Annotated in this window: 15 protein-coding genes; 5 read left to right on the top strand and 10 right to left on the bottom strand. The window is 71.5% G+C overall.

Translation table 11 applies throughout. From position 1 onward, the window contains the following. Window positions 1–61 precede the first annotated feature (61 nt). The 3 genes from OG956_RS29900 to OG956_RS29890 form a co-directional block, all read right to left on the bottom strand. On the bottom strand, window positions 62–799 hold the full coding sequence (locus OG956_RS29900; protein WP_330341117.1) for a methionine ABC transporter permease: 738 nt from the start codon (window positions 797–799) through the stop codon (window positions 62–64). Then, the gene (locus OG956_RS29895; RefSeq protein ID WP_330341116.1) at window positions 796–1,830 is read right to left on the bottom strand and encodes a methionine ABC transporter ATP-binding protein; all 1,035 of its coding nucleotides are present in this window, start codon (window positions 1,828–1,830) and stop codon (window positions 796–798) included. The genes OG956_RS29900 and OG956_RS29895 overlap by 4 nt, the downstream gene beginning before the upstream one ends. Before the next feature lie 357 nt (window positions 1,831–2,187). Beyond that, on the bottom strand, window positions 2,188–2,838 hold the full coding sequence (locus tag OG956_RS29890; RefSeq protein ID WP_330341115.1) for an HAD family hydrolase: 651 nt from the start codon (window positions 2,836–2,838) through the stop codon (window positions 2,188–2,190). A gap of 87 nt (window positions 2,839–2,925) precedes the next feature. On the opposite strand from OG956_RS29890, the gene OG956_RS29885 reads away from it, so the two are divergent. Beyond that, window positions 2,926–3,285, top strand: coding sequence for a hypothetical protein (locus OG956_RS29885; protein ID WP_330341114.1), 360 nt, complete (start codon window positions 2,926–2,928; stop codon window positions 3,283–3,285). 1 nt (window position 3,286) lies between these two features. Continuing rightward, window positions 3,287–3,709 carry a hypothetical protein gene (locus OG956_RS29880; protein ID WP_330341113.1) on the top strand — a complete coding sequence of 141 codons (423 nt, stop codon included), beginning with the start codon at window positions 3,287–3,289 and terminating at the stop codon, window positions 3,707–3,709. Here the strand turns inward: OG956_RS29880 and OG956_RS29875 are convergent. From OG956_RS29875 to OG956_RS29865, 3 genes are all read right to left on the bottom strand, one after another. Continuing rightward, a complete protein-coding gene (locus tag OG956_RS29875) occupies window positions 3,699–4,196 on the bottom strand; it encodes a GNAT family N-acetyltransferase (RefSeq protein WP_330342985.1) in 498 nt (165 codons plus the stop codon). The two genes, OG956_RS29880 and OG956_RS29875, sit on opposite strands and share 11 nt — an antisense overlap. 45 nt (window positions 4,197–4,241) lie before the next feature. Further along, window positions 4,242–4,748 (bottom strand): RNA polymerase sigma factor, encoded by a 507-nt coding sequence (locus OG956_RS29870; protein ID WP_330341112.1) that lies wholly within the window; start codon window positions 4,746–4,748, stop codon window positions 4,242–4,244. A gap of 93 nt (window positions 4,749–4,841) precedes the next feature. Further along, on the bottom strand, window positions 4,842–6,017 hold the full coding sequence (locus OG956_RS29865) for a glycerophosphodiester phosphodiesterase (RefSeq protein ID WP_330341111.1): 1,176 nt from the start codon (window positions 6,015–6,017) through the stop codon (window positions 4,842–4,844). A 368-nt stretch (window positions 6,018–6,385) separates the two neighbouring features. Between OG956_RS29865 and OG956_RS29860 the strand changes: the two genes are divergently transcribed. Beyond that, complete coding sequence (locus OG956_RS29860; RefSeq protein ID WP_330341110.1) at window positions 6,386–7,057, top strand: lysophospholipid acyltransferase family protein; 672 nt, start codon at window positions 6,386–6,388, stop codon at window positions 7,055–7,057. A 291-nt stretch (window positions 7,058–7,348) separates the two neighbouring features. Here the strand turns inward: OG956_RS29860 and OG956_RS29855 are convergent, their stop codons facing one another. The 4 genes from OG956_RS29855 to argH all read right to left on the bottom strand — a co-directional run bounded on the left by OG956_RS29855 (window position 7,349) and on the right by argH (window position 12,141). Then, window positions 7,349–8,875 carry an MFS transporter gene (locus OG956_RS29855; RefSeq protein WP_330341109.1) on the bottom strand — a complete coding sequence of 509 codons (1,527 nt, stop codon included), beginning with the start codon at window positions 8,873–8,875 and terminating at the stop codon, window positions 7,349–7,351. Next, window positions 8,872–9,423: a TetR/AcrR family transcriptional regulator gene (locus tag OG956_RS29850; RefSeq protein ID WP_330341108.1), complete on the bottom strand. Its 552-nt coding sequence runs from the start codon at window positions 9,421–9,423 to the stop codon at window positions 8,872–8,874. The genes OG956_RS29855 and OG956_RS29850 overlap by 4 nt, the downstream gene beginning before the upstream one ends. Window positions 9,424–9,514: 91 nt before the next feature. Continuing rightward, a complete protein-coding gene (locus tag OG956_RS29845) occupies window positions 9,515–10,486 on the bottom strand; it encodes an aldo/keto reductase (protein ID WP_330341107.1) in 972 nt (323 codons plus the stop codon). Window positions 10,487–10,707: 221 nt separating this feature from the next. Further along, a complete protein-coding gene (gene argH, locus OG956_RS29840; protein WP_330341106.1) occupies window positions 10,708–12,141 on the bottom strand; it encodes an argininosuccinate lyase in 1,434 nt (477 codons plus the stop codon). Window positions 12,142–12,295: 154 nt separating this feature from the next. Between argH and OG956_RS29835 the strand changes: the two genes are divergently transcribed. Both OG956_RS29835 and OG956_RS29830 read left to right on the top strand, forming a co-directional pair. After that, a complete protein-coding gene (locus OG956_RS29835) occupies window positions 12,296–12,883 on the top strand; it encodes a pyridoxamine 5'-phosphate oxidase family protein (RefSeq protein WP_330341105.1) in 588 nt (195 codons plus the stop codon). A 3-nt stretch (window positions 12,884–12,886) separates the two neighbouring features. Further along, entirely contained in the window at window positions 12,887–13,591 is a 705-nt protein-coding gene (locus OG956_RS29830; RefSeq protein WP_330341104.1) for a L,D-transpeptidase family protein, read from the top strand. The last annotated feature ends 2 nt before the right edge of the window (window positions 13,592–13,593 follow it).

The raw sequence follows: 13,593 nt of genomic DNA, 5'->3' as shown, positions 1-13,593 counted from the left end.
GGGTGGTGCGACCCCGTGTACGGGTAAACGGGGAGTCTGGGGGGTGCCGTACGAAACGGCGTTACGCGACCTTGCTGATGTCGGCCGCCGCCGGCTCCTTCGCCTTGAGCAGGCGGAGCTTGGGGGCGGGGCCGGAGCGGCCGCCGCGGCTGTGCAGGGAGCGGGCCGCGAGGTCGCCGGCGAACTGGATGAGGGAGATGACGACGGCGAGGATCGCGACGGTGATCCACATCAGCTCGGTCTCGAAGCGCTGGTAGCCGTAGCGGACGGCGAGGTCTCCGAGGCCGCCGCCGCCGACCGTGCCGGCCATGGCGGAGTAGCCGATGAGGGCGATGACCGTGGTGGTGGTGGAGGCGATGAGCGAGGGCAGGGCCTCGGGGACGAGGACCTTGCGGACGATCGTCCAGGTGTTGCCGCCCATGGCCTGCACGGCCTCGACGAGGCCATGGTCCACTTCGCGGACGGCCGTCTCGACCAGCCGGGCGAAGAACGGGATGCCGCCGATGGCGAGCGGCACGATCGCTGCGGTCGTGCCGATCGTCGTCCCGGTGACCCAGCGCGTGAAGCTCATCAGCGCGACCATCAGGATGATGAACGGCATCGACCGGCCGATGTTCACGATCTGGCCGATCACCTTGTTGGCGAGGACGTTCTGCAGCAGGCCGCCCCGGTCGGTGAGGACGAGGAGGATGCCGAGCGGAAGGCCGGCGGCGACGGCGATCAGGGTGGACCACAGCACCATCCAGAAGGTCTCGGTACACGCCTGCTGCAGCAGCGGCTGCATCTCGGACCAGGTCACTTGGCACCTTCCTTCACCAGCAGGGCCTCCTGGCCCACGACGTCGATCTGCAGGCCCTGTTCGCGCAGGAACCCGATCGGCACCACGTTGTCCTCGTAGCGGCCGGGCAGTTCGATGCGCATGCGGCCGATCTGCAGGCCGCCGACGGTGTCGATGGCGGCGCCGAGGATCGAGATGTCGATGTTGTAGGTGCGCGACAGCTGCGAGATGACCGGCTGGGTGGCCGCCTCGCCGTGGAAGGTGACGTCGACGACGGTCCGGTCGGCGCCCGTGCGCTCGCCGCTCACCGGGAACAGCGCGGCGGCCAGCTCCGAGCCGGGGGTGGCCAGCAGTTCGCTGACGGTGCCGGACTCGACGATCCGGCCCTTCTCCATGAGGGCGGCGGAGTCGCAGACGGCCTTGACGACGTCCATCTCGTGGGTGATGAGCAGGACGGTCAGGCCCAGCTGCCGGTTCAGGTCGCGCAGCAGCTGGAGGATGGAGCGGGTGGTCTCCGGGTCGAGGGCGCTGGTGGCCTCGTCGGAGAGCAGCACCTTGGGGTCGCCGGCGAGGGCGCGGGCGATGCCGACGCGCTGCTTCTGACCGCCGGAGAGCTGGGCCGGGTAGGCCTTGGCCTTGTCGGCGAGGCCGACCAGGTCGAGGAGTTCCAGCGCCTTGCGGGAACGTTCCTTCCCGGACTTGCCGAGGATCTCCAGCGGCAGCTCGACGTTGTCCTGCACGGTCCGCGAGGACAGCAGGTTGAAGTGCTGGAAGACCATGCCGATGCGGCTGCGCGCCCGGCGCAGTTCCCGGCCGGCGCGCGGGCCGCGGCCGGCCAGGGCGGTGAGGTCCTGTCCGGCGACGGTCACGGTGCCGGAGGTGGGGCGCTCCAGCAGGTTGACGCAGCGGATGAGGGAGGACTTGCCGGCGCCGGACTGGCCGATGACGCCGTAGACCTCGCCTTCGCGGACATGCAGGTCGACGCCGTCGAGGGCGGTGACCTCGCGGCCGCGGGAGCGGTAGACCTTGGTCAGGCCCGAGGTGGTGATCACGTGGGTTTCCGTCACTGTCGAGTGCGCGGGCAGGGGTGTGCCCGGGCACGGGTGCATGCGGTCAGGCATGTGTCAGACATGGGAAGTGGTGGTGCGTCCCGTACGGACTGCGCGCACGGACATGCCACGGCTCTCGCTTCGGGGCGCGAGACTCAGCTGATGCGGGGGCCCTCTAGAAGGCGCACATTCGACACATCAGGCGACACAGACAACGAGCACCGGGCGGCGTCATGGTCGCCTCGGTCGCACGGGTGCGGCAGCTCGTCGTGGTCATGCGATCAGTAAACCAGACCCACGGTGCTGACCGGTCGCCGCTGTCCGGATAGTGGACAGCGGCGGACAGCCCGGCCCAGGCGGTCAGCGGCGGACGGAGACCTCCACACCCTCGTCCGTGACCAGTGCGGACAAGGCCGACAGGTTCTCCACCACGAGGTCGGCGTGGAGTTCCTCGGCCCGATGGGTTGTGGCCAAGGCCACGGTGGTCATCCCGGCGGCGCGGCCCGCCCGGAGTCCGGCGGGGGCGTCCTCGAAGACGACGCAGTGGGCCGGGTCGACGCCGAGCTGCCGGGCGGCGAGCAGGTAGGGCTCGGGATCGGGCTTGCCGCGGGTGACGTCGGCGGCGGCGATCAGCGTCTTGGGCAGGATGCCGACGGCGTCGAGGCGGGCCTCGGCGAGGCGCCGGGTGGCGGAGGTGACGACGGCCCAGCGGTCGGCCGGCAGCGCGTCCAGGAAGTCCCGGGTGCCGGGCAGCAGCCGTACGCCGCCGTCCGGCACGTCGTCCACCTCCAGCTGCTCGACCCGGGCGACCGCCTCCGGCACCAGGCGAGCGGGCAGCAGGTCGGCGACTATCTCGGCGGCGGGCCGCCCGTGCAGTGCCACGCGCCCGAACTGCTCGGCGGTGATTCCGTACTCCTTCGCCCACCTGGTCCAGCAGCGCTCGACGGAGTCGAGGGAGGAGACGAGGGTGCCGTCGTTGTCGAACAGGAGGGCGTGCGCGTGGATCGTCATACCCAGACCCTACGATGTGGTCTAGACCCTCCGGCCTACGGCGGGGTCGGCGGCCGGCGTCCGTTTCGGCCGTAATAAGGTCACGGCATGCTCAATGCCCTGACGCTGGTGACCGGGGTCGCCGCGCTGCTGCTCGCCGCCTGGTGCGGCTGGGCCGCCTACCGGGACCAGCCGACCAAGGACTGGCACTTCATCGGCATGGCCGTGGTGTCGCTGCTGGCCGTGGCGCAGCTGGTGGTCGGCGTCGTGCAGCTGGCGCGGGGCGAGAAGCCGGCGCAGGGCACGACGATCTTCGTGGCGTACCTGCTGGGCGCGTTCGCGTGCATCCCGGCGGCCGGGTTCATGTCCCTGGCGGAGCGGACCCGCTGGGGCTCGGTGACGGTCGCCGCGGGCGGTGTGGTGCTGGCCGTGCTGGAAGTGCGGCTCTTCGACATCTGGGGAGGCTGAGATGACGGCGGTGGAGGAGAAGCCGACCCGGTTGATCAAGGGACCGGGCATGCTGCTCGTCTGGTTCTACGGCGTGATGGTGGTCGGCGCGGTGTCGCGTTCGGCCTTCCAGATCTCCACGGAGTTCGACCGGGCGCCGCTCGCCTACTCGCTGTCGGCCGTGGCCGGTGTCGTGTACGGCTTCATCACGTTCACACTGATCCGGGGCGGGGAGACGGCCCGCAGGGCGGCACTGGTGTGCTGTGCCGCCGAACTCGCGGGGGTGCTGCTCGTCGGTACCTGGACCCTGGTCGACCACTCCGCGTTCCCGGACACGACGGTGTGGTCGTACTACGGGGCGGGGTACGTCTTCATCCCCGTACTGCTGCCCATCTCGGCGATGTACTGGCTGCGGCGGGCGCGTAGGGCCGCCGTCACGCCGTAGCGGCGTAGGCCCCGGCCTGCTTCTCCAGGATGATCAGCTCCACCCCGTCGTCGCCCCGGGAGCGGCCCACCGTCTCGTAGCCGGAGCGGCGGTAGAGGCGGAGGTTGCCCTCGCTGCGGTGGCCGGTGAAGAGGCGGAAGCGGGTGGCGCCCCGCTCCTGCTCCAGCGCCGTCTCGGCCGCGCGCAGCAGGCGTGCGCCGATGCCGTGGCCCTGCAGACGGGGGTGGACGCAGAGCTTGCCGATGGCGGCGGCGCCGTCCTCGGTGACCTTGCCGCGCACCGAGCCGACCACCTCGTCGCCGAGCCGGGCGACGAAGACGCAGTCGGAGGCGACCTCCTCGCGGACGGAGTCCAGGGTCTGCACGAGCGGGTCGATGCGGTAGTTGCCGTACAGCGCCGCCTCGCTCTGGAAGCACAGGTACTGGAGCCTGAAGATCTGCTCCGCGTCCTGCTCGGTCGCCGCCGAGATGGTCACGCTCATGCCCATGTGCGCACGCCTCCCGCTCACCTGATCACCTGTCGTCCCTCACTCCTATCCCCGCACTTCGCGGGCCGCAACCTCCGGTGCGAGCAATCGACGCAGACATCCCAGACATCTGGAGCGTTCCGGGCCGAGGCTGCCCTGTGAGATACCCAACTCCCCCGCGATCTCCCGGTATGTCAGGTCCTTCGGGGACAGCAGGGCCTCGAGCAGGCGGGGGCAGCGACCGGGCAGCCGGCGCACCGCGTCGCGCAGCGCGCGGTACCGGGCGGCGGTGAGGACGAGCTGTTCCGGTCCGGGGCGGCCGTAGTCGACCGGTTCGAGGCCGTAGGGCCGTTCCCGCCGGCGGGTACGGCGGCTGCGGCGCGCCTCGGCCCGTACGGCCCTGCGCAGCCAGCGCTGCGGGTCGCCCGGCGGCCCGTCGGTCTCCAGCCGTTCCAGCAGCCGGACCCAGACGGCCTGTTCCAGGTCGTCCGGCTCGCTTCCGGAGGCATATGCCTCGGCGGACGCCTCCGCGGTGAGCAGGGGATGCAGAACGGCTACCAAGTCATGCGTCATATGCGGAACGACGCGCCGCCCCGGGAGCGGGTTTCCGGGGCGGCGGGCCAACACTCCGAACGGGGTGCCGGCGGGTGCCGCGGTTGACGCCGGTCAGCGGCCGAGGAAGTCGGCGCGGGCGAGCAGGCCGGTGTCGGCGTTGTCGGTGAAGACGCCGTCGATGCCGGTCTCGAAGTAGGTCCGGAAGGCGCCGAAGGAGTCGCCGTAGCCGTCGGCCGCGCTGCCCTTGCGGTAATCGGCCGGAAGGAACGGGTTCTCGTTGCGCATGGTGTAGGGGTGCAGGACCAGGCCCACCTTGTGCGCGTCGGCGACCAGGGTCGTGGGCTTGCCCAGGGTGCCGTCCGCGTTCTTCGGGATGACCAGGTCCAGGGTCGGCCCGATGCCCTGTGCGTAACCGGCGATCTCCCGCAGGCCCTTCGGGGTGATGAGATCGGCGACGGTGCGCGGGTCGCCCGCCTCCACGAAGTCGTAGGGGCGGCTGTCGGCGGTGGAGAGCAGCACGACGAGCGGGTTGTCCACCAGCTGGTTCAGCCTCTGGATGCTGGTGGGCTCGAAGGACTGCAGGATGACCGGCGAGTTCCGGCCGTCCTTGCCGTACTTGTGCAGCAGCTTGGCCACCCGCTCCTCCAGGCCCAGGCCGAGCTTGCGGAAATAGGTGGGGTGCTTGGTCTCGGGGTAGATCCAGACCTGCCTGCCACGCTTGCGGGTCTGCTCGTCCTGCCACTTCAGGACCTCTTCGAAGGTGGGGATCTCCCAGCGCCCGTTGTAGAGGGTGTTGTGCGGCCGGTTGGCCGGGATGCGCTCGACCGCGCGCAGGGTCTTCAGCTCGGCGAGCGTGAAGTCCTCGGTGAACCAGCCGGTGGTGGGCACGCCGTCGACCACCTTGGTGGTCTTGCGGCCGGCGAACTCCGGGTGCGCGGCGACGTCCGTGGTGCCGCCGATCTCCGGCTCGTGCCGGCAGACCAGATGGCCGTCCTTGGTGGGCACCAGGTCGCCGGCCTCGACGACGTCGGCGCCCAGGTCCAGGGCCAGGTCGTACGAGCCGAAGGTGTGCTCGGGGCGGTAGCCGCTGGCGCCGCGGTGGCCGATGATCGTCGGTACCGGCAGGCTCTTCAGGCCCCGGCCGCCCTGCCTCGCGGTCCGGGCCCCGGCGGCCTCGGCCGCGCCCGGCAGCCCGAGGACCGCTCCGCCCGCGCCGAGCACCGCGGCGCCGAGGATCGCCCGCCGCCCGGTGCCCGGGGTCTTCTTGTCCGCCTGGTCGCCGCTCATCAGCGCCCTCCTGCCGTCGGCCTCGTGAGTCGCGCCGATCGTAGGGGCGCGGACATGACCGAAGGGAGTCCCAGGGCGGAACACCCGGGTGACGCCGTATGTCCTGTGGGGGCGGTGTGCTGACGGGCCGTCGGCTTGGGCGGCCGGCGACCGGGTAGCCGAGTGGGTGACGGCCGTTCGCGAGATCCGTCACACCGTCGCGAGGGTGTTACGGCCCGTCTCCCGGGCGTCACCGCAGGTAAACCCGCGTCAACAGTTCGTAAGACCTCGGTGAACCGGGCGTCCCCGATGTGCGCCCGGCCGGGAGCCGCGAGTAATGTCCTCACCTGCACAGACACATATCGCCCCCCTCGACATCGGAGGACCCGTTGTCCCGCTTCGCGCTCATCAAGGCAGTGCTCGGACCGATCATGCGCCTGATGTTCCGCCCACAGGTGGAGGGCGCGGAGCACATCCCGGGCGACGGTCCGGTCATTCTGGCCGGCAACCACCTCACGTTCATCGACTCGATCGTGCTGCCGCTCGTCACCAAGCGGCAGGTCTTCTTCATCGGCAAGGACGAGTACGTCACCGGCAAGGGCGTCAAGGGCCGGCTGATGGCGTGGTTCTTCACCGGCGTCGGCATGATCCCGGTGGACCGGGACGGCGCGAGCGGCGGCGTGGCCGCGCTGATGACCGGGCGCCGGATCCTGGAGGAGGGCAAGATCTTCGGGATCTACCCCGAGGGCACACGGTCGCCCGACGGGCGGCTGTACCGGGGGCGTACCGGCATCGCGCGGCTGACGCTGATGACCGGCGCGCCGGTCGTCCCGTTCGCCATGATCGGCACGGACAAGCTGCAGCCGGGCGGCCGGGGCATCCCGCGGCCGGGCAAGGTCACCGTCCGCTTCGGCGAGGCCATGGAGTTCTCCCGGTACGACGGCATGGACCGGGACCGCTACGTGCTGCGGGCCGTGACCGACTCGGTGATGGCCGAGGTCATGCGGCTGTCCGGGCAGGAGTACGTGGACATGTACGCCACCAAGGCCAAGGCGGCGTGAGCCGCTGCCGGTTCGGCCGGTCGTCGGGTACGCCGGAAAACGCCCCGTCCCGCGCAGACGTCCGCTAGGAGCGGATGGCGGTCGCGCAGCCGTCGCCCGTGGACGCCGTGCCGTTGAGCGGCTTGCTGCGCCGGCCCCCCGGACGCCGGATGGCCAAGGGGCCGGGCGCCGCGAGGAACATGCCGGGCGTCGGAAAGCCAAGGTGCCGACGCCGGAAAGCCAAAGTGCCGGACCCTGGACGCCGGAAGGCCGAAGCGCCGGAAGGCCAAGCTGCCGGACGCCGCCGGCGCTTCACTCCGCCGTGTTCTCCAGTCGCTGCCCCCTCAGCAGGAACCACGCCGCGGCCGCCGTTCCCAGCAGGACCGCCGCTCCCGCGCCCGAGGCCAGGTGCAGGCCGTGGACGAAGGCGTCGCGGGACGCGTTCAGGAGTGCTCCTGCCGTGTGCGGGGGCATGCTCCTCGCCGTCTCGACCGCCGCGCCCAGTGACTCATGGGCCTGGGCGGGGGTGCCGGCCGGGCCCGTGAAGTCGCGGTAGGCGCCGGTGACGATCGAGCCCAGCAGGGCGATGCCCAGGGCCGCGCCCAGTTCGTACGCCGTCTCGGAGACCGCCGAGGCCGCGCCCGCCTGTTCCCTGGGCACGCTGGAGAGGATCACGTCGGCCGTGACGGTGAAGGACAGGCCCGCGCCGACGCCCACGACCAGGAGCGCGGCGCCGAGGGCCGGGTAGCCGGTGGCCCGGCCGAGTGCCGTCAGCGCGGCCAGGGCCAGGCCGACCGCCGCGAGGCCGCCGGAGACCACGGCGCGGACCGAGAAGCGGCGGGCCGCGCCGCCCGCGGCCAGGCCGGCCGCCACCGCGCCGACGGCGGCGGGCAGTTCGGCCAGGCCCGCCTCGAACGGGCGCCTGCCCTGGACGAGTTGCAGGTACTGGGAGAGGAAGAACACCAGGCCGGACATGCCCAGCACGGTCAGCAGGTCGGCGAGGACCGCGCCGCTGAAGCCGCGCTGCCGGAACAACCGCATGTCCAGCAGCGGCGTCGGCATGGTGAGCTGGCGGTGCACGAAGCCGTAGAGCGCGGCCGCGCCCAGCAGGCCCGCGGCGAGAACGGGCACGGAGAGACCGTGCGTGGCCGTCTCCTTGACCGCGTAGACGACACCGATCACGCCGGCCAGCGAGAGCACGACGCTGAGCAGGTCCCAGGGGCCGGGGTTCGGATTGCGCGACTCGGGCAGGGTGCGGATGCCGACCAGGACCAGCACCGCCATCACGGGCAGGTTGATCAGGAAGACCGAGCCCCACCAGAAGTGCTCGAGGAGGAAGCCGCCGGTGATCGGCCCGACCGCCGTGCCTGCGGAGGCGGCGGCACCCCAGATGCCGACGGCGACGCTGCGCTCGCGGGAGTCGTGGAAGAGGTTGCGGATCAGGGCGAGGGTGGCGGGCATCAGGGTCGCGCCCGCGACACCGAGCAGCGCCCGCGCCAGGATCATCAGGTCCGGTGTGGTGGCGTACGCGTTGAGCACGGAGATCGCGCCGAACGCCGTGGCTCCGCCGAGCAGGATCCGCTTGCGGCCGATGCGGTCGCCGAGGCTGCCCATGGACACCAGCAGACCGGCGATGACGAAGGAGTAGACGTCGCCGATCCACAGCAGCTGGGTGCCGGAGGGGTTGAGGTCTTCGCTGATGTAGGGGGTCGCCAGGCCGAGGACGGTGGCGTCGACGGCCACCAGCAGCACGGCCAGGACGAGGACGCAGAGCGCGAGCCAGCGGCCCGGGCGCTTCACCGCCTCCGCCGCGTGCGCCGGCTGCAGGGTGCTGGTCATGATTCCTCTCTTCGCAGAGCGCCGCCGAGCAGCAGCTCGGCGACCATCGTCGGGAAGTCCCTGGCGGCCACGCGGCCGTCCAGGGTGGCCCAGGCGCAGGAGGCGATCAGGCCGTAGAGCGCCTCGGTGAGCCAGACCGGGGTGAGGTCGATGCGGAACTCGCCGCTTCGCTGACCGCGCTGGAAGACCGCGCCGATGCGCGCGTCCAGCCGCTGCCAGCCGTCGTTCTGCCGCTCGCCCTCCCACAGCTGGCTCTCGCCGTACAGGAAGGCGAGCAGTCCGGCCGCGGGCTGGATCTCGCACACCAGCCTGCGTACGGCCTCGCTCGCGGGCCCGTCGTCGGGGCGGGCGCGGTCCACGGCCGCCTCGCACTCCTCGATGCCGAGCGCCTCCAGGGCCCGGACGAGCGCGTCCCGCCCGGCGAAGTGCCGGTGCAGCGTGGCCCGGCTGATCCCCGCGGCCTTGGCGACCTCGTCCATGGTCGCGGTGGACTTGCGGGTCAGCAGGGCGGCCGCGCTGCGCAGCACGTGGTCACGGTCGAGAGCCATGAGACAAGAATAGCTTGGATGAGACAAACTTGTCTCATACAAGGCGTGCGTGACTCATAGGTGCTGGTCGGCTGGTCGGTGACGTGTGCGATCAGTGCCAGGGCAGCCGGCCGCGCCGCTCCCAGTAGGCGTGCGGGTCCTCGGCGAGGGTGGCGAGGCGGGACAGCTGGTCCTCGTCGAGGTCGACGGCGGGGGCGTGGAGGTTGGAGACGAGCTGGGTGACCGTCGCCGCGCCGGAGAGGACCACGCCGGCCCAGGGCCGGGAGAGGATCCAGGCCAGGGCCACGGCGTCGCAGCCGAGCCCGGTCTCCTCGGCCACGGCCTTCAGCGCCTCGGGCGCGTGCGGCCCGGCCAGCCTGCCGTTGGCCATGCCCTCCTTGACGAGCACGGTGAGCCCGGCCTCGTGCGCCTCGGCGAGCGCGGGCGCGGCGGAGGTCTCCAGCAGGTTGTACGTCGACTGCACGGTGCGGAACAGCGGTTCGCCCCCGACGGTCACCGCGAGGGCGGCGCGGACGGCCTCGGCCTGCGCGGGACCGCTGGTGGAGAAGCCGATGGTCAGGCCCTGTGCGGCGGCCTCGGCGAGCCGGGCGTGGAGTTCCTTGTCGGTGAGGGCGGGGCTGTCCGGGGTCACCGAGTGGATCTGGTAGAGGTCGAGGCGGTCGCCGAGCACCGCCTCGGTCTCGGCGCGCTGCCGCTCGTACGCGGCGAGACTGTGGTCCTTGACCTCGTGGGTCTCGGCGTCCGCCGACCAGCCGGCGGTGTAGGTGTAGCCCCATTTGCTGCCGACGACCACGTCGTCGATGTCGGGCCGGGCGTTCAGCCAGTCGGCGAGGAACTCCTCCGAACGGCCGTAGGAGCGGGCCGCGTCGACGTAGCGCACGCCCTGCGCGTAGGCGGCGTCGAGGAGTTCGTGGGTCCGGGCGCCCAGCGCGTCGACGCTGCGGTTGTCTCCGAGGTCCTGGTCGCGGTCCAGGTTGATGTAGCCGGGCCGGCCGACGGCGGCGAGTCCGAGTCCGATGTGGCAGGTGGGGGTCGTCGCTGTCGCCAGGCGGGCGAAGGGCATCGCGGGCTCCGTTCGGTCGGCTCCGGTACGGCTGGCGACCAACGTAACCCGCGATGACGCTCCGATTGGGAAGCCGGGCGCCGGGAGCTCGGGGCTCACGGCACGTGGGCGGGTGCGCGCCCCCGTGGTTGCCCGCGCCCGCGCGGCGGAGCCGCACATGGATACAGCCCCGCGTCCCGCAAGGGCCGGCCCTGCGGGACGCCCGCCGTCGGCGCCCGCCCTCAGCCGTTCTTCTTCGCGTCCGCCCACGCGTGCTGGGCCGCCACGTCCGCCTTGACCTCGGCCAGCTGGACGGCGACCGCGCTGGGCGCCGTACCTCCGCGCCCGTCGCGGGAGGCCAGGGCGCCCGGCACGTTGAGGACGGAGCGCACGTCCGGGGTGAGGTGGGCGGAGATCTTCGCGAACTGCTCGTCCGTGAGGTCGTCCAGCTCCTTGCCCTCGGCCTCGGCGACCTTGACGCACTCCCCCGCGACCTCGTGCGCCACGCGGAACGGCACGCCCTGCTTGACCAGCCACTCGGCGATGTCCGTGGCGAGCGAGAAGCCGGCCGGGGCCAGTTCCTCCATGCGTTCGCGGTTGACGGTGAGGGTCGCGATCATGCCGGTGAAGGCGGGCAGCAGCACCTCCAGCTGGTCGCAGGAGTCGAAGACCGGCTCCTTGTCCTCCTGAAGGTCGCGGTTGTAGGCGAGCGGCAGGGCCTTCAGCGTGGCCATCAGACCCGTCAGGTTGCCGATCAGGCGGCCCGACTTGCCGCGGGCCAGCTCGGCGATGTCCGGGTTCTTCTTCTGCGGCATGATCGACGAGCCGGTGGAGAACGCGTCGTGCAGGGTGACGAAGGAGAACTCCTTCGTGTTCCAGATGATGATCTCCTCGGCGATCCGGGAGACGTTCACCCCGATCATCGCGGTGATGAAGGCGAACTCGGCGACGAAGTCCCGGGAGGCCGTGCCGTCGATGGAGTTGCCGACGCTGCCGTGCTCGAAGCCGAGGTCCCGCGCGACCGCCTCCGGGTCCAGGCCGAGGGAGGAGCCGGCCAGCGCGCCGGAGCCGTACGGGGACACGGCGGTGCGCTCGTCCCACTGGCGCAGGCGCTCGGCGTCCCGGGACAGGGACTGCACGTGGGCGAGGACGTGGTGGGCGAACAGGACCGGCTGGGCGTGCTGGAGGTGGGTGCGGCCCGGCATCGCCACGTCCGGGTGGGCCTCGGCGAGGCCGATCAGGGCGTCCTGGAGGTCGGCGATCAGCCCGCCGATGATGCGGGCGTGGTCGCGCAGGTACATCCGGAACAGGGTCGCCACCTGGTCGTTCCTCGACCGGCCGGCCCGCAGCTTGCCGCCGAGGTCGGGGCCGAGGCGCTCCAGCAGGCCGCGCTCCAGGGCGGTGTGCACGTCCTCGTCGGCGATGGTGCCGACGAAGGCGCCGGACGCCACGTCGGCCTCCAGCTGGTCCAGCCCGGCGATCATGCGCTGCAGCTCGTCCTCGGTGAGGAGGCCGGCCTTGTGCAGCACGCGCGCGTGGGCGCGCGAACCGGCGATGTCGTACGGTGCGAGCCGCCAGTCGAAGTGGACGGACGCGGACAGCTTCGCCAGGGCCTCGGCGGGACCGTCGGCGAAACGGCCGCCCCAGAGCCGTACGTCACCGCTGTTGCTGCTCACTTGGGCTGCTCCTAGGAAAGTGGGTTCTCACACTGCGCCTGCCTTGTGCATGAGTATGCAGAGCTCTGCATGATTCGTCAATCAGCGGCGCCGGGCACGAAAGAGCGGGGCAAATACTTAGACACTCGAAAGAGTTGCGCGGATAATCCTGGACATGGGAAAGACCTATGAGCGCATCGACGGCAGGCTCCGGACGTTCATCGAGGAGCAGCCCCTCTTCTTCACCGCGACCGCCCCGCTGTCCGGCGACGGCACGGTCAACCTCTCCCCCAAGGGCCTCAAGGGATCCTTCGCCGTGCTCGACGAACGTACCGTGGCCTACCTGGACTTCGCCGGGTCCAACGCCGAGACCATCGCGCACCTCCGGGAGAACGGGCGGATCACCCTGATGTGGTGCGCCTTCCAGGGCCCGCCGAACATCGTGCGCGTGCACGGCAGGGGCGAGCCCGTCTTCCGGGACGACCCGCGCTTCAAGGACCTGCTCAGCCGTTTCCCCGGCATCGACCCGAGCACGCACGGGCTGCGCGCGATCATCGTCGTCCACGCGGAGCTGATCCGCGACACCTGCGGGTACGCCGTCCCCTACATGGCGTACGAGGCGGACCGCGACCTGCACGGAAAGCGTTTCGCGCGGGAGGACGACGTCTCCCTGAGCGCGTACTTCGAGAAGAAGGAGCACGTGGCGACGAGCCTGGACGGACTGCCCGGGCTGCCGCTCCCCCTGCCTCCGTCTACCGTCTGAGCCATGCGCCCCGGTGTCGTGCTGACCCTCGTGTCCGTCTCCTCGCTCGCCCTGCTCGGCCTCACTCCGGGTCCCGGGTCCACCCCGCTGCCCGCGCGGATGGCCGACACCGGCGGCGGCAGCCAGCTGATCACCGCGCAGGCGGCGGGCACCGACGCGACGTCCGGGACGCTGACGTGGTGGGACCTCCGGGACGGTCGGTGGGTGGCGGCCGGGACGGCTCCGGCGCGGTTCGGAGCGAACGGACTGGCCGAGGGCGGCTCACGGACCCAGGGCACGAACACCACGCCGACCGGTCTGTACGACCTTCCGTTCGCCTTCGGGACCAAGGCGGCGCCGAGCGGGACGAGGGTCGCCTATCGCGCGGTGAAGGACAGTTCGTGGTGGTGCCAGGACAATGACTCGGCTTCGTACAACCGGTGGGTCGAGCCGTTGCCGCAGGACTGTCGTGCGTCCGAGTCCGAGCACCTCGTCTCCTATGCGACGCAGTACGCGTACGCGCTCGTGATCGGCTTCAACTACGACCGGCCGGTGCGCGGGCGCGGCGCCGGGATCTTCCTCCATGTGAACGGCAAGGCGGCCACGGCAGGCTGCGTGTCGGTGCCCGAGGACGCGATGCGGCGGATCCTGCAGTGGGCGGATCCGGCCAAGCGGCCGCATGTCGCCATCGGGACCGAGGACGGGGTCACGGCCGTCACCCGGTACTGAGA

The organism is Streptomyces sp. NBC_00557, from assembly GCF_036345995.1.
Taxonomy (GTDB): Bacteria; Actinomycetota; Actinomycetes; order Streptomycetales; family Streptomycetaceae; genus Streptomyces.
Note: the sequence above shows the minus strand (reverse complement) of the source record. Positions and strands in the feature narration are given on the sequence as shown.

Bases quoted from the DNA above. Each gene is read 5' to 3' on its own strand.
- OG956_RS29855 (WP_330341109.1), bottom strand. From the start codon at position 8,875: ATGACCAGCACCCTGCAGCCGGCGCACGCGGCGGAGGCGGTGAAGCGC.
- OG956_RS29850 (WP_330341108.1), bottom strand. From the start codon at position 9,423: ATGGCTCTCGACCGTGACCACGTGCTGCGCAGCGCGGCCGCCCTGCTG.
- OG956_RS29830 (WP_330341104.1), top strand. From the start codon at position 12,887: ATGCGCCCCGGTGTCGTGCTGACCCTCGTGTCCGTCTCCTCGCTCGCC.
- OG956_RS29890 (WP_330341115.1), bottom strand. From the start codon at position 2,838: ATGACGATCCACGCGCACGCCCTCCTGTTCGACAACGACGGCACCCTC.
- OG956_RS29845 (WP_330341107.1), bottom strand. From the start codon at position 10,486: ATGCCCTTCGCCCGCCTGGCGACAGCGACGACCCCCACCTGCCACATC.
- OG956_RS29885 (WP_330341114.1), top strand. From the start codon at position 2,926: ATGCTCAATGCCCTGACGCTGGTGACCGGGGTCGCCGCGCTGCTGCTC.
- OG956_RS29880 (WP_330341113.1), top strand. From the start codon at position 3,287: ATGACGGCGGTGGAGGAGAAGCCGACCCGGTTGATCAAGGGACCGGGC.
- OG956_RS29835 (WP_330341105.1), top strand. From the start codon at position 12,296: ATGGGAAAGACCTATGAGCGCATCGACGGCAGGCTCCGGACGTTCATC.
- OG956_RS29870 (WP_330341112.1), bottom strand. From the start codon at position 4,748: ATGACGCATGACTTGGTAGCCGTTCTGCATCCCCTGCTCACCGCGGAG.
- OG956_RS29875 (WP_330342985.1), bottom strand. From the start codon at position 4,196: ATGGGCATGAGCGTGACCATCTCGGCGGCGACCGAGCAGGACGCGGAG.
- OG956_RS29865 (WP_330341111.1), bottom strand. From the start codon at position 6,017: ATGAGCGGCGACCAGGCGGACAAGAAGACCCCGGGCACCGGGCGGCGG.